General features: G+C 42.7%; 22 protein-coding genes. 9 read left to right on the top strand and 13 right to left on the bottom strand.

The genetic code is table 11. From position 1 onward, the window contains the following. Positions 1–6 precede the first annotated feature (6 nt). The 9 genes from CMAQ_RS05105 to CMAQ_RS05145 all read right to left on the bottom strand — a co-directional run bounded on the left by CMAQ_RS05105 (position 7) and on the right by CMAQ_RS05145 (position 6,812). A complete protein-coding gene (locus CMAQ_RS05105) occupies positions 7–714 on the bottom strand; it encodes a nucleotidyltransferase family protein (protein ID WP_048062960.1) in 708 nt (235 codons plus the stop codon). A gap of 127 nt (positions 715–841) precedes the next feature. Next, positions 842–1,390, bottom strand: coding sequence for a hypothetical protein (locus CMAQ_RS05110; RefSeq protein ID WP_012186050.1), 549 nt, complete (start codon positions 1,388–1,390; stop codon positions 842–844). 71 nt (positions 1,391–1,461) lie between these two features. Continuing rightward, the gene (locus CMAQ_RS05115; RefSeq protein ID WP_012186051.1) at positions 1,462–2,229 is read right to left on the bottom strand and encodes an isopentenyl phosphate kinase; all 768 of its coding nucleotides are present in this window, start codon (positions 2,227–2,229) and stop codon (positions 1,462–1,464) included. An 82-nt stretch (positions 2,230–2,311) separates the two neighbouring features. Further along, positions 2,312–3,589, bottom strand: coding sequence for a glycoside hydrolase family 76 protein (locus CMAQ_RS10390; protein ID WP_012186052.1), 1,278 nt, complete (start codon positions 3,587–3,589; stop codon positions 2,312–2,314). A gap of 106 nt (positions 3,590–3,695) precedes the next feature. Further along, positions 3,696–4,964, bottom strand: a complete 1,269-nt coding sequence (locus tag CMAQ_RS05125) for a tRNA (N(6)-L-threonylcarbamoyladenosine(37)-C(2))-methylthiotransferase (protein ID WP_012186053.1) — start codon at positions 4,962–4,964, stop codon at positions 3,696–3,698. A gap of 53 nt (positions 4,965–5,017) precedes the next feature. Next, a complete protein-coding gene (locus tag CMAQ_RS05130) occupies positions 5,018–5,380 on the bottom strand; it encodes an ACT domain-containing protein (RefSeq protein WP_012186054.1) in 363 nt (120 codons plus the stop codon). Between the two features lie 239 nt (positions 5,381–5,619). Continuing rightward, the gene (locus CMAQ_RS05135; RefSeq protein ID WP_012186055.1) at positions 5,620–5,964 is read right to left on the bottom strand and encodes a cupin domain-containing protein; all 345 of its coding nucleotides are present in this window, start codon (positions 5,962–5,964) and stop codon (positions 5,620–5,622) included. A 37-nt stretch (positions 5,965–6,001) separates the two neighbouring features. After that, a complete protein-coding gene (locus CMAQ_RS05140) occupies positions 6,002–6,226 on the bottom strand; it encodes a hypothetical protein (RefSeq protein ID WP_012186056.1) in 225 nt (74 codons plus the stop codon). Between the two features lie 73 nt (positions 6,227–6,299). Further along, positions 6,300–6,812, bottom strand: a complete 513-nt coding sequence (locus tag CMAQ_RS05145; protein WP_012186057.1) for a hypothetical protein — start codon at positions 6,810–6,812, stop codon at positions 6,300–6,302. Positions 6,813–6,872: 60 nt separating this feature from the next. Between CMAQ_RS05145 and CMAQ_RS05150 the strand changes: the two genes are divergently transcribed. Continuing rightward, the gene (locus CMAQ_RS05150; protein ID WP_012186058.1) at positions 6,873–7,298 is read left to right on the top strand and encodes a UPF0179 family protein; all 426 of its coding nucleotides are present in this window, start codon (positions 6,873–6,875) and stop codon (positions 7,296–7,298) included. Here CMAQ_RS05150 and CMAQ_RS05155 read toward each other — a convergent pair. Next, positions 7,295–7,696, bottom strand: a complete 402-nt coding sequence (locus CMAQ_RS05155; RefSeq protein ID WP_012186059.1) for a roadblock/LC7 domain-containing protein — start codon at positions 7,694–7,696, stop codon at positions 7,295–7,297. The genes CMAQ_RS05150 and CMAQ_RS05155 overlap by 4 nt on opposite strands. A gap of 119 nt (positions 7,697–7,815) precedes the next feature. Here CMAQ_RS05155 and CMAQ_RS05160 point away from each other — a divergent pair, with 119 nt between their 5' ends. From CMAQ_RS05160 to CMAQ_RS05170, 3 genes are all read left to right on the top strand, one after another. Beyond that, on the top strand, positions 7,816–8,967 hold the full coding sequence (locus CMAQ_RS05160) for an LUD domain-containing protein (protein WP_156769843.1): 1,152 nt from the start codon (positions 7,816–7,818) through the stop codon (positions 8,965–8,967). A 12-nt stretch (positions 8,968–8,979) separates the two neighbouring features. Further along, complete coding sequence (locus tag CMAQ_RS05165; RefSeq protein ID WP_012186061.1) at positions 8,980–10,725, top strand: amylo-alpha-1,6-glucosidase; 1,746 nt, start codon at positions 8,980–8,982, stop codon at positions 10,723–10,725. Between the two features lie 108 nt (positions 10,726–10,833). Beyond that, positions 10,834–11,454: a hypothetical protein gene (locus CMAQ_RS05170; protein ID WP_012186062.1), complete on the top strand. Its 621-nt coding sequence runs from the start codon at positions 10,834–10,836 to the stop codon at positions 11,452–11,454. Here the strand turns inward: CMAQ_RS05170 and CMAQ_RS10935 are convergent. Next, positions 11,451–11,582 carry a hypothetical protein gene (locus CMAQ_RS10935; RefSeq protein WP_269479077.1) on the bottom strand — a complete coding sequence of 44 codons (132 nt, stop codon included), beginning with the start codon at positions 11,580–11,582 and terminating at the stop codon, positions 11,451–11,453. The two genes, CMAQ_RS05170 and CMAQ_RS10935, sit on opposite strands and share 4 nt — an antisense overlap. Positions 11,583–11,601: 19 nt before the next feature. On the opposite strand from CMAQ_RS10935, the gene CMAQ_RS05175 reads away from it, so the two are divergent. Then, on the top strand, positions 11,602–11,904 hold the full coding sequence (locus CMAQ_RS05175; protein ID WP_052290702.1) for a hypothetical protein: 303 nt from the start codon (positions 11,602–11,604) through the stop codon (positions 11,902–11,904). Positions 11,905–11,961: 57 nt separating this feature from the next. Next, on the top strand, positions 11,962–13,215 hold the full coding sequence (locus tag CMAQ_RS05180; protein WP_012186064.1) for an ArsB/NhaD family transporter: 1,254 nt from the start codon (positions 11,962–11,964) through the stop codon (positions 13,213–13,215). Between the two features lie 40 nt (positions 13,216–13,255). On the opposite strand, the gene CMAQ_RS05185 is transcribed toward CMAQ_RS05180, so the two are convergent. Then, the gene (locus CMAQ_RS05185) at positions 13,256–14,248 is read right to left on the bottom strand and encodes an NAD(P)H-dependent amine dehydrogenase family protein (RefSeq protein WP_012186065.1); all 993 of its coding nucleotides are present in this window, start codon (positions 14,246–14,248) and stop codon (positions 13,256–13,258) included. A gap of 105 nt (positions 14,249–14,353) precedes the next feature. Between CMAQ_RS05185 and CMAQ_RS05190 the strand changes: the two genes are divergently transcribed. Together CMAQ_RS05190 and CMAQ_RS05195 are read left to right on the top strand one after the other, a co-directional pair. Beyond that, entirely contained in the window at positions 14,354–15,190 is an 837-nt protein-coding gene (locus CMAQ_RS05190; protein WP_198002051.1) for a class II glutamine amidotransferase, read from the top strand. Between the two features lie 55 nt (positions 15,191–15,245). After that, entirely contained in the window at positions 15,246–17,138 is a 1,893-nt protein-coding gene (locus CMAQ_RS05195; protein ID WP_012186067.1) for an arginine--tRNA ligase, read from the top strand. Between the two features lie 2 nt (positions 17,139–17,140). Here CMAQ_RS05195 and CMAQ_RS05200 read toward each other — a convergent pair whose 3' ends face one another. Further along, complete coding sequence (locus tag CMAQ_RS05200) at positions 17,141–17,557, bottom strand: hypothetical protein (RefSeq protein ID WP_012186068.1); 417 nt, start codon at positions 17,555–17,557, stop codon at positions 17,141–17,143. Between the two features lie 195 nt (positions 17,558–17,752). On the opposite strand from CMAQ_RS05200, the gene CMAQ_RS05205 reads away from it, so the two are divergent. Beyond that, positions 17,753–18,442 (top strand): SIMPL domain-containing protein, encoded by a 690-nt coding sequence (locus tag CMAQ_RS05205; protein WP_012186069.1) that lies wholly within the window; start codon positions 17,753–17,755, stop codon positions 18,440–18,442. Positions 18,443–18,590 lie beyond the last annotated feature (148 nt).

Here is an 18,590-nt window from a genome sequence, read left to right on the forward strand (position 1 = left end):
CGGTGATTAACCCTTAACCTTATTATTAAAGACACCTTGCTCGTTAATCGCCTTATCAGCCTCCTCAAGATCCTTAAGGGTATCTATGGACTTCCAGTAGACGTCATTGTACGTAATACCTATGAGTTTCTTATCCTTAGCCAACCTAGGGAATGTGTAAACCTCAATATCACCCTTCTCCGGTAAGTAATCCCTTATTGACGTTCTTAAAGCGTACACACCTGCATTAATTAAGTAAGGTAACTGGGGTTTCTCCTGGAAGTTTAATATGAAGCCATCCTCATCAACCTGAACTATACCGTATGGGCTCTTAAGTGGTGTTAATGCAATGGCCCCAATAACACCCCTTTGAAGGGAATCCATGAGTTTACCTATCCTTAAGTTGGTTATTACATCACCGTTAACAACAATGAAGCCATCATCATTAATGTACTTTAACGCATTCCTAACAGCGCCACCGGTTCCAAGCGGTTCCCTTTCAACACTGTAGTAAACCCTAACACCGAATTGTGAACCATCCCCAATGTAGTCAAATATCTTACCACCCAGGTAACCGACGGCTAAAATAATATCAGTAACCCCCTGTTCCCTTAACCAATCTATCTGCCATGCCAGTATTGGCCTACCAGCAACCTCAACAAGGGGCTTGGGTCTATCATCAGTAAGTGGTCTAAGCCTCTTCCCAAATCCACCCGCAAGGATTACGGCGAACATTGCCATTAAGTTTACTGCATCAGTGAGGGTTATTAACAATTACCACATGGTTAAGTACTAGGACTGTGGCTTATTTAACATGAGGCTAGTAAAATTACTTCATAAGGCGTAAATTAATTCTCTTAAATCATTGAGCCTTAACCCTATGTATCTTAATCATGCACTTCTCGCAGACCAGTATCTCCTCGATCACTGGTTCCTCATATATTAGTGACTTGTGTGCATGCCTATACTTGATGAACATTTGGGACCCGCATTGCGGGCACGGTCCATCAGGTTCATTAATGCTTGATACCTTTGAGGAGAATGTTGTTAAGGCTAGGTTAAGGGTCTCCTCAAGTCTCTCCCCAAGCCTGTAAATATCCACTGCGTAAACCTTAACGTTAAGGTGTATTCCATTCCAAACCCTAACAGTATCAATGAGCTTACTGACTTCATCAGCTAGGTAAAAGGCCCTGTATGAAACAATTATAATGCCATCAACCTTACTCAACCCCATCTCCTCAACAAACTTAACAGGGTCATCTATGAGTAGGTAATCCTCATTAGGCAACCAAATAAGCATACTTAATGAACCAGACTTAGCAATGTACGCCTCATCATTAAGCCTACTTAGGGTAAACCCCCTCTCCTCCATTATTTTACTTAAATCCTCAATAACCTCCCCCTTCTCCACGGCTTAAGCGCTACTTTAATCAGTTTAAAAGCTTGTACTTATACCTAATACTAGGCTTAACGTTGAATAGTTTACGTAGCCTCAATTCTAGTGCATCCCCTGGGTTCCCCACCGGTGAGGATTAGGCTTATGGATTCCTGGTCCATTACTGAGCATAAGTATGTTTGAACACTCATCTCAGCTAATTCAATGGCATGCTTAAGCTTACCCATTAACCCCCCAGTGGCATCAACTCCACTACTACTGTATGATATGCTGGTGCTTGGCTTAAACACCCTAATTAACTCACCCCTCCTAGGTCCCTCGCTGTAAACTCCCTCAACATCCATTAGGAATAATGCGTACCTTGGCTTAAGCCGCTTAGCTAACTCAACCATTATCTCATCACCACTCAGTATACTGAAGCCTAATTCATAATCATGAATCACGTCACCGTAGAAGACTGGGATAATCCTCATTCCCACTAGTCTCCTCACTAAGTCTACTACGTCACCACTTAACTTAAGTCCACTTAATGTCCTCATGAACACCGCCCCAGTTCTTATCGTGTAGGTGGGTAACCCCAGCTTGGAGAATATTGATGTTATCCTCTCATTAAGTAGGCTTAATGTTAATGACGTTAATGATACACCGATTAATTGCGCATCATCCCTAATCCCCTTATCCAACCCATAAGCCTTAGCCACAGGGTGGGCGAAGGATCCACCTCCATGTATTAATACAGGTGTAATGCCGTGTTGCTTAATTAATAATGCTAGGTTTCGCACCGGTTCCTCATGGAATGATAATGGCTTAGCCTTATTACTGAATGCTGATCCACCCAGCTTAATTAATATCATTGCATTTACGCTTATTATCAGCTTTTAAGCAGTATCCCATAATTATGACCCTTACTCCTCAAAACCTAAGCGTTGAGGCTAGTTAACTCTTCTCTCTGATTCTCAAGGCAATATATGTGATTACAATTATTAATACGATAACGATTATAATGATTATAGGCCATTGCACCTGCACAAGTCCAGTGCCTGGTTTAATGCTAGGTGCCTTAAATGCAATTGGTTGCCGTGAACCAGCTATTATAGCGTATAACTGCACCATTGCAGCAGTCCATATTTCCGCATCATCAGGATTCACTGAATTCAATGGTTGACCCATTGTTATTAATCCAGTTTCAGGATCCCTATAGGTTATCCACGTATCATTAACATACGTTAAGAGTAGGTTCCAGTACATTTTAGAGAGCGTGTTATTACGGCTTATCTCAATGACCTTTTCAAGGCTTCTGAAGTATATTGCATTGAATTCAGGCGGCTGCGAGTATATGGCTCCCTGGCTAAAGTAGCTTAAGGATGCGTATGCGGAGTCTTCAGCTAGAACCAGGTATGACTCATTATGGGTTGCTTCATATATTAATGCCGCCGCTGCGGCTGTGGTGCCTTGGTTATAGCTCCATATTGTTTCATCAATGGTACCATCTGGGTTAATGTGATCATAATATAGTCCACTAGGTGACCTTAAGCATTGATTAACCCAGTTAAGGATCCTAATAGCCCACTTCAAGTAACTTGGGTTACCGGTTATTAGGTATAATTCAGCAGCAGCCTCAGCGGCTGGGGAATTGGATACAGTGTTCCTTGATAAGTCACCAACCCTCCAGTATATTCCACCAGGGCACCTTAATGACTCATTGGTACTCCACCCACTGATTATGAAGTTGAATAACTCCTCAGCCCTCCTCAAGTACCTAGTATTATTGGTCGCCAGGTACATTTTTATTAATGCTAACGTAACCCACTCATTATCATCATAATAAGTGTCACCACCTGGACCAATGGGTGGTGTTACAGCGGACTCATACCCTGATGATGGGTTAAGTGGATTAGAGTAATGACTTAAACCTAAGTAGTATTGATTAAATAGATTCGTGAAGTTACCTAAACCAGGTGTTAGGGATAAGTAAACTAATGCTGATAAAATCTGTGAGTAAGTCCAAAGGCAACTATAATCCCCACAGGTGGAGCCTTTATATAGATTTAGGGAATTCACGTAGTAGTGGTCTTGGAGGGCATTAAAGGTGGCTACAGCCCTCTTGGAGTAAAGCTCAATTAAGCTTATTGATGATGCATTATACAGGTTAAGTAAGCTCAGCACTATTAACGCCAGTGCAAGTAACGTGAGTAAGGTTAGCTTACCTACCATGATTCATTATCATTAAGTATACTTATTAAGTTTTACTAGTAAGAAATCATGCTTCTCATTAAGGGTTAATTAATGTGATGGATTAGTTAAGAAACCGGTATTGGTTTCATTCAATTATTTTGCCGATTAAGTTTATTGATGAGGCCCCAGTTACCTTAATTTTCACGAATGAGCCTAAGTCACCCTCATTAATGATAACTGGCCTATAGTCCATTAACCTAGCCATAAGTCCCCTACCCTTAAACCCAATTGAGCTAATTAACCCCTCGTAGGTGCCGCCAACGTACTCAAGGTTCCTGGAATACGCCACCTCAAGGGCCACCTTACTTAACATGCTGCTCCTCTGCTTCTTAACCTGATCAGGTACTTGACGCATGTAAGCAGCCTCAGTGAATGGTCTTGGGCTATATCTGGCGACATGAACCTTATCAATACCTAGTTCCCTAATCAACCTAACGCTCTCCTGGAAATCAGAATCATCCTCCCCAGGGTGGCCAACTATGATGTCTGTGGCTATGAATGAGTTACGGAAGCTCCTCCTAATTAACTCCACTTCCCGTTTAAACAAATCCACAGTGTACTTACGCTTCATTAATCTAAGCACCTTATCACTACCGCTTTGCACAGGTATGTGGAAGAACCTGTAGATTCTCCAGTCATTCTTAATTACATCAATTAACCTATGTATCATCCCCTCAAGCTCCAGTGGCTCAAGCATACCTAACCTAATCAAGTACCTTCCCTCAACATCCCTCAATACTGCCTCAAGTAAGTCAACTAAGTCATAACCCTTATCCTTACCGTACGCTGAAATCTCCTGTCCAGTTAAGTAAATCTCCCTAGCACCCCTTGCCACTGCCTTGGCTATGGATTCCTTAACCACGCTTAAATCAGCGCTCTTAACCCAACCCATACCACCCCTAGTGTATTTGATAACGCAGTATGAGCAGTTACCAAGGCAACCAACTTGAATAGGCACAACGTAAACGTGGCTTGATTCATAGTACTTAGGAATCCTAACCATTAACCTCTCAGTTAAATTAACACCACCCTTTAACAACTCGGCCAAATTTTCAACGGAACTTGGATTCACTATTAATGCGTCAGGGGCTAGTCTCATTATTTCACTGGGCCTTGCCTTAGTTAAGCACCCGGCCACTATTAGCTTCTTACCTAACCTAGAGTACTTCTCAATAGCCTTAAGTTCCCTAATCTCTGAATCCTCCCTAACAGCACATGTATTAACTAGTATTAAGTCTGCTTGAGCAGGATCATTAACCTTAACGTAACCCATTCTCCTTAAATCCTCCTCCATTAATGCTGAATCAGCCTTATTCAGCCAGCAACCATAAGTCTCAATGTAGTACGTGGGCACAATCCCCTATTCATGCTTTATTTAAAAACCTTTAAACACGTATTAAAAATCACCTAGTGTCTCTCTGTAACCTTTACTTCGTATGCTTCTCTTACTACTGCTCCTCCTTTTCTTAATTCTTCTATGGCTTTTTGGAAGTGGCCTTCCTTGGCTTCGTAGATTAGTAGTGCCATGGCTAACTCCTCATTAATAGTGTATAAGTAGGCTAATGTTAGATTCAAACCCAATTCAGCCAAAGCAGCAGCCAACCTAGCCAAAGCACCAGATTTATTGGGTAGGGCGATGAAGAATATGAACACACCACTAGGAGAAGACAAAATACTCCTATACACATGCCCAAACACATTACCAACCTCACTAAGGACACGGCCTAAGGATGCTGAACTATCCCCTTGTATACTTGGGTTACTAAACATATACTAGTGATACCTCGGGTTCTTAATAAATTTTATCTATCATATTAAATCTTTAATATTATATTCATGCAGCAGTTAAGAAAGAAATTAAGGGTGTTGATTAATCGAAAGGTAAATTTTGTTCATGATTTAGAACTATTTAAGTATAGTATTAGAGGTAATGCATCTCCACTAATTGGGCTATAGTATAATATGCTAAGATTATTGACTTCCCTTGGGATTCGCGTAAAGACTAAACTTCACCTTAAGTATTTATCCTCCCCCTTAAGCCAATCCTCCCTAATTGGACTGTATACATCCACTACTATTGAATCCTCCAGTGCCTCAACCTCATGCTCCATATTTGAGGGTACGTGAACCACGTCTCCGGCTTCAGCAATGTACTCCTCATTATTTATCCTAAACCTTAACCTGCCTGTTAATATTATTGAGAATTGCTCATTAATGTGTGCATGCCTCTTAACCTTGGCGCCTTTCTTAAACATGAATTGTGCAAGGGTCATTCTTTCACCATTAATGTACCTCCTGGTTGTTAATGCGTTAACCTCTTCCCCCTTAATATTACTTAACCTGTAAAGGGGCATAATTGCGGGTTCAGTACTGGGTTATAAGTATTGTATCCTATAGGTTGGTTGCGTTAAGTGTAATCTCCATTCCCCTACTCACCCTATCCCCAATACTGTAGCTGGCGTGTCTAACATCTAATTTAGTGAACTTGTAGCCGCAGTATGGGCATCTTCCCCCAGTCTTCTTGATAAGGAGTTCCCAAATTTCATTATATGGTCTTAGTCTCCTAAACACCATAACCACCCTACTGCAGTTTGTGCAGTATAGTGCTATGACCATGGTTTAGTACTCCCTTAGTCATATATAAGGCTATCGTTACCATATTTAAGATAATATAATACTAGTAAATTATTTAAGTATTATCAATGATGAAGCTTATCGTCTCCCTGCCGCCAACTTTAACACCCTCATTAACCCTCACGGTAATGATATTATCCTTAACGTTAACTTCACCAGCCATGGATACTTCAGTAACATTACCAGGAAGCCACCACACTATGTCATAGGGATACTCAGTGACCTCCTCCTCATACTCATCCTCATAAGTGTTGACACCACTCCTTAGGGATCCTTTAAACGTTATTAGGAATTCAATGAAGGGTAGGTTAACTGTTAATAGCCCAATGTTAACGTGAATTACCTTAGCCTTAACCCTAACACCATTCATCCTAATAACCTCCTCATCAAGGAAACGCTGCATATTACGCCTCAGTAGGCTTAACTCCCTCCTATACCCCTCCTTAGTTAAATTAGCGTAGTAGTGCTTAGGGTCGGTGTAGTAGAAAACAGTGTACTGCCTAACAGTGCCGTTGAGATCCATTGTGAAGAAACCCTTAGCGTAAATGGGCTTAACCTCCTCAGACATTACGTCAGTTAAAATAACATGATTATTAAGCTTTTTAGCTAACAGCAGTTACTCTAATCAGTGGTCACTGTAACTTTGATTAGTAAGCCTCAGGCAAGGGTCGGAGGGAACTTTAGAGTAATTAAGATACCTGAGGAGTGTTATAGGTGTAAGCTCTACGGCATATGTATGGGTAGGTTAAGGCCTGGGAGAGCTTATAGGATTACTGAAGTTAGGCCGCTTAAGTACCCGTCCCCATACAAATGCCTACTTAATGGTGATGAAATGGTGCCTGTGGTTGTAGAGGAGGAGAACCTGATATTACCCATTAAGTTACCGTACATTATTGAGGGTTCCATAACCTCCTTCGATAAGTCATGGTGCATATGTCATCCATGCCCCAGTGAAGAGGCTTTACCAAGTAGGGTGAAGATTATTAAGGTGATTGATAGGAGGCAATGCGGCAGCGGTTGGTTCTTCCTAGTGGAGGCTAAACCACTGGATTAAGGGGGGGGGGGTAGGTTAAATTTAAAGCCCGCCCTAGTTAAGGCATCACCAAGCACCTTTATTGCCTTCCCCTCCTCACTGGGTTCATTATCCACAATGGTTAAGGCATAGTCACTTAACTTAACGTTTAATATGAATCCCTTATCTGATCGTATTATAGTGTACACGTGATTATGATTATTCATGGTTAAATTACTCATCTCCTTAACATACGTAATACTCAATGCCGCCAAGGTCGCGGTTAACGCAGCCCATCGATCCGGGTCACCTGCACCATTGTAGCTAACTAGGAATCCATCAAGACTAGCCACGTATATGCCTAGTAAGCCCTTAAGCTGACTCTTAATGTAATTAATGGCTGCTGGTAAATCCTCGGCGCTCTGACTGGTAACACTCATTGGCAAGCCTCTTAGTTGCCGATTTTTAAGCATTTCAGATTGTATTTTGGTGCTTAAGCCTTGATTCAATTAAATGGATTATTTAAAAGGGATTAATTAAGTAGAGTAATCGGTGTTCTATAATGGGGTATGATGAGGCAATTAGGAGGGCTGTGGAGGCTAATGTGCCTAGAACCATGAGTATTCTCGATAAGTACCCATACGTAACCGAGTTGGCTAAGGAGCTTAGGAAGGCTAAGGAGGAGGTTATCAGAAACCTGGAGTACTACGTGGATAAGGCTATGAAATCCATTCAAGCCATAGGGGCTAAGGCGTACTTCGCAAGGGATGGCGATGAAGCCAGGAGAATAATAGGTAATATTGTGGGTAAGGGTAATGTTATAGTCTTAGGTAAGACAATGGTTGGCAGTGAGATTGGGCTTAGGGAATACTTAATCAGCATTGGTAATGAGGTTTGGGAAACCGACTTAGGTGAATTCCTAATACAGTTAACCGGGGATAAGCCAACCCACATAGTTGCCCCAGCCCTACACATGACCAGGGAGAGGGCTGCCAGGGTTATTAAAGAGAAGTTAGGCATAGATGTTAAGGCCGATCCATCTGAAATAGCCCAGACAGCTAGAAGATTCCTGAGGGATAAGTTCTTTAAGGCTAACTTTGGGATAACCGGAGCAAACGCAGTGGCCGCCGACACTGGGGCTGTGCTGCTTATTGAGAATGAGGGTAACATAAGGTTCACCACAGTGTCACCGCCGGTTCACATAGTCTTAACAGGTATTGATAAGATAGTCCCAACACTGCATCACGCATTCATGGAGGTTATGGTTCAAAGCGCCTACGCTGGACTCTACCCCCCAACTTACGTTAACCTAGTGGCTGGACCATCAACAACAGCTGATGTTGAGCAGACTAGGGTTTCCCCCTCACACGGGCCCAGGGAGGTTCACGTAATCCTCCTCGATAATGGTAGGTTAAGGGCCTCTAAGGATGATTTACTTTGGGAAGCACTACTGTGCATTAGATGCGGTAGATGCCACTTCCATTGCCCAGTCTACAGGGCTTTAGATGGTTCATGGGGTGAGTCACCCTACGTGGGGCCAATGGGGGTTATGTGGACTGCTGTGGTTTATGGAATTGAGAAGGCTGGTCCACACGCAATGTTATGCATGCATGCTGGTACATGCCGTGAAGCATGCCCAATGAAGATCAACATCCCTGAAGTAATACAGGGTATTAAGGCAAGGTACACTAAACTAGTGGCTAAGCGGTAAGGGGAACTGGTCATGAGGATTAGTAATAAGCTTGAAATCTCAAGTAACATAACATCAATAATAATGAATAACACGGGTATAGGGTTAAGATTATTCCACGGGGAGTACGTTGAGGGTGAGTTAAGAGGTAGTGGTGCTGCATTACTTAGGAGTTATTGGGATTATGGGGGAATTAGGAGGTATTGGGGTAATGGTGCCTTCGAATTCACCTCAATATACGGTGACTTAGCAGTCTACGTGATAAGAGGCTATAGGGGTGTTATTCAAGGGGAGTTTAAGGTAAGGGGCTTCAGTGGGGTTGATGAATTAGGGGATGGTTCAATTAACGTTAAGCATGAGGGTGGTTTAATGAGAATTAAGGCTACTCAACCAATTAACCTAAGGGTAATGAATAATGGATTCTCATTAACAATTAACGTTAATGATGAATTAAAGGTGGCTGCAGCTGGAGGTGGACAGGTGAATGATGTGGATAAGGTGCTTAACGATGAATCAATCATTGAGTCTAAGAGGAGACTATGGTTAAGCACCCTAATGAGCAATATCAATGGGAGTGATTTAATTAAACTATGCTGGTACGTGATATTAACTAATAGGTGCAGTGTACCTAATCACCCGGCTTTAAGGAAGCCGTTCAACATGCCCAGTAAGTACGTTTTCAGGCATCAATGGCTCTGGGACTCCTCATTCCACTCAATAGTCCTAAGGCATTACGACGTTAACATGGCTATGGAGGAGTTGGAGAACCTAATCCTGAATCAGAAGCCTGACGGTAGGATTCCGCACGAAATATTCATGTCGAAGGAGAGCTGTAAATCCTTCTGGGGTATTGATGACTACTCACCGTGGACAACCCAACCACCTGTATTAGCGGTGGCCATTGATAAGGTTCTATCAGTGAGGTGGAATGATGAATTCGCCGAGAAGGCCTTTAATGCATTAACCAAGTATGATGAATGGTTTAGGAGTCAAAGGGACAGGGATTCAGATCACTTATACGCCTACTTCGATCCACTGGAGAGTGGGTGGGATAATAGTCCCAGGTGGGATGAGGCCATTAGGAGGTTTAGGGAGAATCCGCAGCGTTACGAGGTGTATGGGAAATTAACCATGACTCCAGTTGAGGCTGTTGACTTAAATAGCCTAATTTACCTTCAGAGGAGGGTTATCGCTAAGTTGGCTGAAAGGCTTGGTGAGGTTAATGTTGCCGAACACTATGATGAGATGGCTGATGAGACCGCTAAGGCGGTTAGGAGGATTATGTGGAGTGAGAAGGATGGTTTCTTCTATGACGTGTATGAGGAGGGCCATGAATTAATCAAGGTTAAGACACCTGCAGCCTTCCTAACAATGTTCACTGGAATAGCTACGGGTGAGCAGGCTGAGAGACTGGTGGCGCATTTGCTTAATCCAAGGGAATTCTGGACTACATTCCCGCTACCAAGCGTGAGCGCTGATGAATCAACCTATGATCCAACAGGCTACTGGAGGGGTAGGTCATGGATTAACCTAGTGTGGTTCACGTACCATGGGTTGAGGAATTACGGTTACTATGAGGAGGCCTCCAGGTTACTTAATAAAGTCCTTGAAGTAATGGGTAGGTCAATGACCTGTAATGAGAATTACAATAGTAGCACCGGGGAACCAATGGGTGCCCCTGACTTCGGCTGGACCACACTGATAATAGACATGGTTGCGAGTGAACTGGGTAAGGAGTCCCCTGGGGCTGCGTTTCATTATGGTACTTTACTTAGTTAGATGATTATTTTTGCATAATTCCACGGCCTAAATAGGACTTAATAGCTAAACACTGAATAACCTTTATTAACACCCTCTCCTCTGAATTCTAAAGAGGAGGCGGGAACTGTGGAACCCCAAGCATGTGATAAGGGTGAGTTGGAAGGTATAGTGAATCAACTACTCATTGATGGGTTAGTTAATGGTATTCAAAACATTAACCCAAATGAAACGAGGGTATTGGCTTCATTTGCTAAGGATGACTTCATAACGTATGTTAAGACACTTCATGGAAGTAGGTCATTAAATTACTTATGTAGGCTTTACAGGAATGGTGAATTAAAGGGATTTGTTAACGAGTGGATTGAATTATGGGTTGTTAAGTGGAGGCAGAGGGTTAAGTTAATGTTCCGTGAGAGCCAGGAGGATCAGGGAATGGAGTTTACTGATGATTTAAAGCTAGTGGGTAAGAGGGAGGTTGGTAAGATGGGTAGGTTAATTAGGAGGGCTCTCATTGAGAATAATGAGATATGTGGTATTGATGCAGTATCCAATTACCTAACCATGCAATTCCTAAGAGAGTTAATAGACCTGTATGGTGCTTCAAGGGTTAATCAAATGATTAAGGATAATGACCCAACTGTGTTATCCTACGTGGTCTCTAGGGTTAATGATATCGCCAAGACCCAGCAGCCACTGGTGGTGCTTTTCCTTAAGATTGATGAGAGGAGGCAATTATTCATGTATTAATTCTCAAGCCTTGAAGACACCTGCCTAATTCTAACCCCATAATGCCTAAGCCTCTCTGCATTGGTTGGATGCTCCTTAATTATCACTATCCATGGGTTATCCCTAAAACTATTAGTGTACTTATTCACATGACTTCAGGTGATTTAAGTGTATTTCAATATAATGGTTAAAATAACTAATAGTCTGATAAGCTTCAAGCAGGGATTAGGAATAATGACCCTTGAATTAAAGTTAACACTAGACTGCCCTCGATGCGGTAATAAGCTCACCTTGAGGGAGTATAATAAGTATGTTCAATTATACTGCGATAAGTGCAATCTAAGCGTCACAATACGGAAGAGGATCATATTAATGAGGCATGTTGACTATGATGACGACGTCCTAGACTGGTCCAGTGCATTAGACTTCCTGTACTCGCTATTAAAGGGTAAGGCCACTGCATCATATTGATGTATTCGTTAAAATAGGCATAGGTTTATAAGAGGTACGTAATAATGGGTATTTGCCATGGAGTATAGGTTCATTGCGGCGTCAATAGCCTTAATTATAACATACAGCCTAATAGCGTTAAGGGGTGTGTCAAGGAGGTTTGACGTACCAGCATGGGTAGCCATGCTAATTGGTGCATCAATAATGATAGCCACAGGAGTCGTAACACCCAGTGAGGCCTTGGGTTCAATTAACCTAAACGTAATAATATTCCTCTTCTCCCTCTTCACAATAGCATCAGCACTTGAGGTAAGCGGCTTCCTATCCTACGTAGCCTATAGGCTAGTATCATCAAGCAGGAAAATGTATAACCTGATAGGTAAAGTATTCTTATCATCAGCAGTATTAAGCATGGTTATTTCCAATGATGGATTAGCAGCAAGCTTCACACCGATGATTATTGAGAGTGGTAAGGCGGCTGAAGGCATTGATGTTAAGCCACTTCTATACGCCCTCGCCTATGGGGTTACCATAGGCTCAGTGATGATGCCCATTGGTAACCCGCAAAACCTACTCATAGCCATTGAATCAGGGATACCTAAACCATTCGTGAGCTTCATTAAATACTTAGCAGTGCCAACGTTAATCAACCTGGCGGTAACATACATCTTAATGCTCATCCTCTTTAGGAAGAGGGCTATGGATGACTTAGAGGTTAAGAGAGTAAACATGAGGCTAAATGACCCAGCCTTATCTAACTTAGCATTAGTAATCCTGGTAATTATTGTTGTAGTACTTGTTGCATCAGACCTAGTTGGCTTAAACCTAGATGCGGCGTTAATCGCATTAATTGGGGCAACTGTGGTTTACGCCCTAAGTGATAGGAGGGGGGAGGTGTTGAGTAATGTGGATTGGCAGACGCTGGTGTTCTTCATGGGATTATTCATAGTAAGTGAGGGCGCTTACACTTCAGGTGTTTTAAATTACCTGGCGCATGCATTACCAGCACCAACAACGCTCTGGGGCATTTTCTTAGCAAGCATACTGTTAAGCCAAGTCATAAGTAATGTACCCATGGTTGCATTATACTTACCCTTAATGACAAGCCTAGGTGTTGGGCCAGGGATGATTAATGACTGGGTTGGCTTAGCTGCTGCAAGCACAATAGCAGGTAACTTAACGCTAATAGGGGCTGCAAGCAACATAATAATACTGCAGGCAAGTGAGAAGAGGGGTGGTCCACGCTTCAGTTACGTGGAATTCCTACTCTACGGTATACCAGTAACCCTAGTTAACGCCAGTATTTACTACGCCTACTTGAAGCTCATCTAGCCGGCCACGTGGGGGTTACTGTCCTCAATATTATTGAATTTCACGTACTGTATGAGTAGTTTATTAGGTCCTTAAGCGTAATTAAACCAGGCTTAGCCTCAGTAACCCTACTAGCTAAATTAACAACCACAGCGGCGGTGGCTGGGTCACCTGGTGTTCCACTGCTCCTCCAGGTTATGGTTGGTTCACCCTCAAGCCTAACCTCCTCGAAATTCTCACAGGCAACGCATGCCCTTAACTCAACCCTAATGACTTCACGCCCATTAATTAACCCAACCCCATAACCATCAACACCGCGGACTTGACCAGGCTCAATCTTAAAGTACTGGGTCTCATAATGCTTATCAGCAATTACAGCCTCCTGGCTCTCCCTAACTTCAGTTAGGTTAATGCCAATGATGCCTGCTGTTAAGAGTATGGATTCAGCGAAACCAACGTGTGCCGTTATCTCACCTCTACTTAACGCCTCCTTAAATTGACTAGGAGTCATACCTAGCCCAATCTTCCTCTGGAATGATAGCCTCCTCTCAGCGGCGTTAAGTGACCTAATGATACTTATCTTATCAAGCCTAATCAATGTTGCGGATAACACTGCCGGTAATGCATCAAAGATGAAACCTGGGTTAACCCCGGCACCGAGTACAGTTGAGTCATGGGTCTTAGCGTAACTGTCTATTAGCTCAGCTAAGTCAGGGTACCTGTACCATGGCCATGATAAAGTCTCACAGGTTGATACCACGTCGGCACCAACCTTAATCGCCTTAACCAACTGTGGGTAAACCTTATCTAACCATGTGCCAGTTGAGTGGAGTACAATATCAGGTTTTGAGCTTGATAACACCTTATCAGCATCACCCTCAACCTTAACACCAATGCTCTTACCTAAACCAAGCACTTCACCAACATCCCTACCAACCTTACCAGGGTCAATGTCTATTACCCCAGCAATCTCCATTCCCCTCTCCAACGCAACCCTAGTTATTAATTGACCTATGGGGCCTAAGCCATATACCACAACCCTTAGATTACCCATAATCCTATGGTAACTAGGGGTGTTTAAGTATTGGGTCCTTAATTACATGTAATGTAGGCGCATATATAGGTACTACTTATAAGTTTAATGTTAGTTGACTTAATCATGTGTAGGTTCGCGGCTTTAACCGTAAGTGACCCTGTCTTGGTTAAGGAGACTTTGCTCAAGCTTAAGGAGGCAGCTAGGGTGGATCCAATGGGGCCCAGTGGTGTGGTGGATCACAGTGATGGATGGGGTTTAGCGGTAATGCAGGGTAACCCTAGGGACGGTGTCCTCACATTATATAAGGCCACTAAACCCATTTACAGTGACTCAAGCTTCAACACTATGCTTGAATTGATTACGCAATCAAAGGGTGTGGTTTACAGTGGTGTGGTGCATGTGCTTAACGCCGATGATAAGAGCGTGGTTAACACAATAACAGTGCACCCTGTTAATGCACAGGTTAGTGATGGGGAATTATACCTGGTTCATAATGGTGTTGTGGATAAGTTTAAGGTTTACGAATACTTACGGAGTAAGTACGGTGTTAGGCTTAGGGTTGAGTTAATGAACGACACGTACGTACTAGCTCAATTACTAGCTAGAATCTACGATGACACCGGTGACTTAAGTCATGTATTAAGTAGGTTAGCCGGCTTAATTAGGGATGGTAATTGGCTTAAATCAGCGTTAAATACCGGGATTCTACTTATTAAGCCAAGCGCCGTTAACGTATACGTAACTTCAATGTACAGTTCAAGTGTTTTAAGCAATGAGAAGAGGAGGAAGTACTATAACTTATTCATGATTAAGTCAAGTCTAGGTGCAGTAATGGCATCCAGTACACTTATTAAGGCATATGGCCTAGGTAATGGTACTGTTGATGAGGTTGAGCCTAAGGGTAATGAATTAATACAATGTGAATTAAGCCTAAACTCCATTAACTGCCAGGAGGCTTAAGTAAGGTCCTGTTGATTGGAGGAAATGTTTTTAGCCTTGTAATGATTAAGCTCTAGTGGAGTATAATCCATATAAGGCCTTAGTAAGTGAATTTAAGAGTATTGCAGGTAAATTAACAGGTGTAGAGGATTTACAAGTTATTAAGGCTAGGGCTGGCTTTGGTTACTTATCAATACCTCTCCATGACTTAATCAGGAGTAGGCCTAGCCTAGGTAGTGAGATTAATGAGGGGATTAAGGGGGTTAAGGCTCAATACCTAACTGACTTAAGGTTCATTAATGGGTTCCTAAACACTAACGTTAACCTAATTAACTACAGTAGGCTCGTGCTTGACTCAACCATAGGCCTAGGGCCTGATTACGGTAAGGTTCCAGGTGTAAAGCGGCTTAACGTGATAGTTGAGCATACTAGCGCTAATCCACTTCACCCATTGCACATAGGTCATTGCAGGAATATGGTTCTGGGGGATTCCTTAGTCAGGTTACTTAGATTCATGGGCCATAATGTCTCAGCGAGGTTTTACCTCGATGACACTGGGATCCAGGTAATGTACCTTGCCTTAGGTTACAGTAAGGTTAGGGAATTAGCTAAAAACCGTATTGAATCAGGTCAAAAACCAGACCACGTAATGTGGGTAATATACTCAGTAACCAATGCCGTTGCTGAGGTGCAGAGGATTAGTAAAGTACTTGAGGGTAAGAGTGAGGAGGAGTATAGGGAGTTGATTAAGGAGAGGGATGAGTGGGTTGGGGTTATTGCTGATTGGTTAAGTAAGGATAAGGAACTCGTCAATGCTCTGGTTGAGGCCTTATCAAGCATTGACGTTAACGCTGAGGTTGCTAGAATGGCTAAGATGTATGAGGATGGTGATGAAAAGGTTAAGGGAATTGTGAGGGAGGCTGTTAACCTAGTCCTTAAGGGTTTTGAGGAAACCTTCAAGTTATTTAACGTTAAGTTCGATTCATACGACTGGGAATCAGAGATAGCGGTCTACAGTGGTTTAGCTAAACGCATAATAATGGATCTAGTTAAGGCAGCGCCGAAGTACGTGGAGTTTAAGGATGGTGTATACGTATTCAGGGCTGATAAGGCTGCCGCCGAGCTTAAGCTCTGGGATGAGCTTAAACTACCTAAATTCATACCACCTGCCACGTTGAATAGGAGTGATGGGACGACACTATACTTAACTAGGGACGTAGCCTACGCAGTATGGTGTTTAACCAACTGTAACCCGGACGTCGTGGTAAGGGTTATTGCAGTGGAGCAGACTCACCCCCAGGCTCAGTTGAGGATAATGCTTAAGCTACTTGGCTATGATGCATCCCGCATAGTGCACTACGCCTACGAGATGGTTAACCTAGGTGAGGCAAAGATGAGTAGCCGTAGGGGGCAGGCGGTGACGATTGATGGCCTCCTCGATGATGCTGTTAAGAGGGTTAAGGCAATAGCCTCAGGGCGCAGTGGGTTGAATACGGATGATGTAGCCTACGCAGTGGCGGTGGGGGCTATTAGGTATTACTTCGTCTCAGTTTCACCAAGTAAGCAAATAGTCTTCGATTGGGGTAGGGTATTGGATATGAATCAGAACAGTGGCCCATTCATACAGTACACCTACGTGAGGGCCTACTCAATATTAAGTAAGGCGAACCTAGACCACATTCAATACACCGTGCCCCCTACCTTAAGTCAGGAGGAGGGTGACTTAATATTAATGATTGGTGAATTCCCTGAGGTTTTATTAAGGGTTTCAGAGGACCTTAAGTTGGAGAACCTGGTTAGTTTCATGAATAGGTTAGCCCTAGAGTTCAATACCTTCTACGAGAAGTACCCTGTCTTAAATGCCGAGCCCGGGCTTAGGGAGTTTAGGCTTGCCTTAGTTAAGGCTGTTAAAATAGTGTTGGAGAATTCAATGAATATACTGGGTATACCGGTGTTGAGTAGAATGTGAACCTACTCAGCTAACTTAACGTTAATCTTAATCCCACTCCTAATGTAGTACTCATCCAACCTACCCCTAACACTAACTGTAACGAGTAGTTCAGTGTCCACTGGGGTTCTAATGCCCTCAGCCAGCTTAACCAGCACCTTATCCTCACTTATCAGTATCGACCCTATTGATGGATCCTTTAAGGCAGCGTCAACAACCTTAAAGTAACCCCTAATCATACCCCTCTGGTATAGTTGAATAATGGCGTACTGCTTAACGTTAACCGGATTTATAATGACTCTCTTAGCCATAATCCTCTTAATTGCTGAAACCAACCTGTAATCACTGAGGGATTCAACGAATATTACGAAGCCAAGTACAATTATCACTAGCGAGAAGACTATATCCAGGAATAGCGGGGAGATGACTATAGTAGCCATTACTTAACCTAACCACGGTGAGCTTAATAAACACTATCCACCCAAGCCCCACAGCCATCTAATTAATACTAATGCAGTGGTTAAGTATAATTGTTTTAAACTGATTACATTTACTACACCATGGGATAGTAAAATTTTTAAAACAGTGTAAGCAACGCCTTTATTAGAATTAATAATGTGACGGTGGCCTTAATAATGGCATTAGTGTTAATGGGGATTATAGCGCTTCTAGTTAATTCCCATGTCGGTTACCGTGACCCGAATAATAATGAATTAACTGATTGCTCATTAAACACCACTGTTAACGTGGATGGGTCTTATAGTGCCTCAATACCATCAAGCGGCTTCACGGTTAGTGTTTCAATAGGGACTCAGTCACCGGACATGAATGCCACTGAGGCCTACGTAAATGTGGTAACCAGGGCTAATGAAGCAGTTAACCTAGTTAAGGAGCTTGGATTAAACTACACCAGCTCCTTCTCAATGAACCCGCAGTATGGTTCATACAACGTATTTGAGGGTTATGAGGCATCCTTCTCAATGACCGTAATAGTACCATTAAATCAAACCTTGCTGAGTGAATTATTAACAGGCTTAGTTGGCGTTAGGGTGAATAGTGTCTCAATAAGCTCCTACATAAACCCGAAATTAACCCAGGAGGCTGAGTTATATGTCTTGAAGATGGCTGTATTAAACGCTTACAGTAAAGTTAATGCCATAGCTGGTGCATTAAATGAAACCGTAGTCTCAGTTAAGGTTGTTAATGAACAGTATTATGTTATTCAACCTTACACATCATCATTACCATCACCGCCTCAGGTTAATCCAGGGCCAGGATCAGTCAGTGCATCAGTAACAGTTATTGCGGTGTTGTGTAAGGGTTAATCCATGGCGTTAAGCTTACTTAAGCTGAGAATAATTCCATTATTTGAATCACTGTATTAATGAATACACCTCCTGCATTACTGAGTTTCAGGGATTAAGTGAATTCAGCTTAGGACCACTTCATCAGTGTTCAGACGTACTCCCTCAC

The organism is Caldivirga maquilingensis IC-167 (genome assembly GCF_000018305.1).
Classification (GTDB): domain Archaea; phylum Thermoproteota; class Thermoprotei; order Thermoproteales; family Thermocladiaceae; genus Caldivirga; species Caldivirga maquilingensis.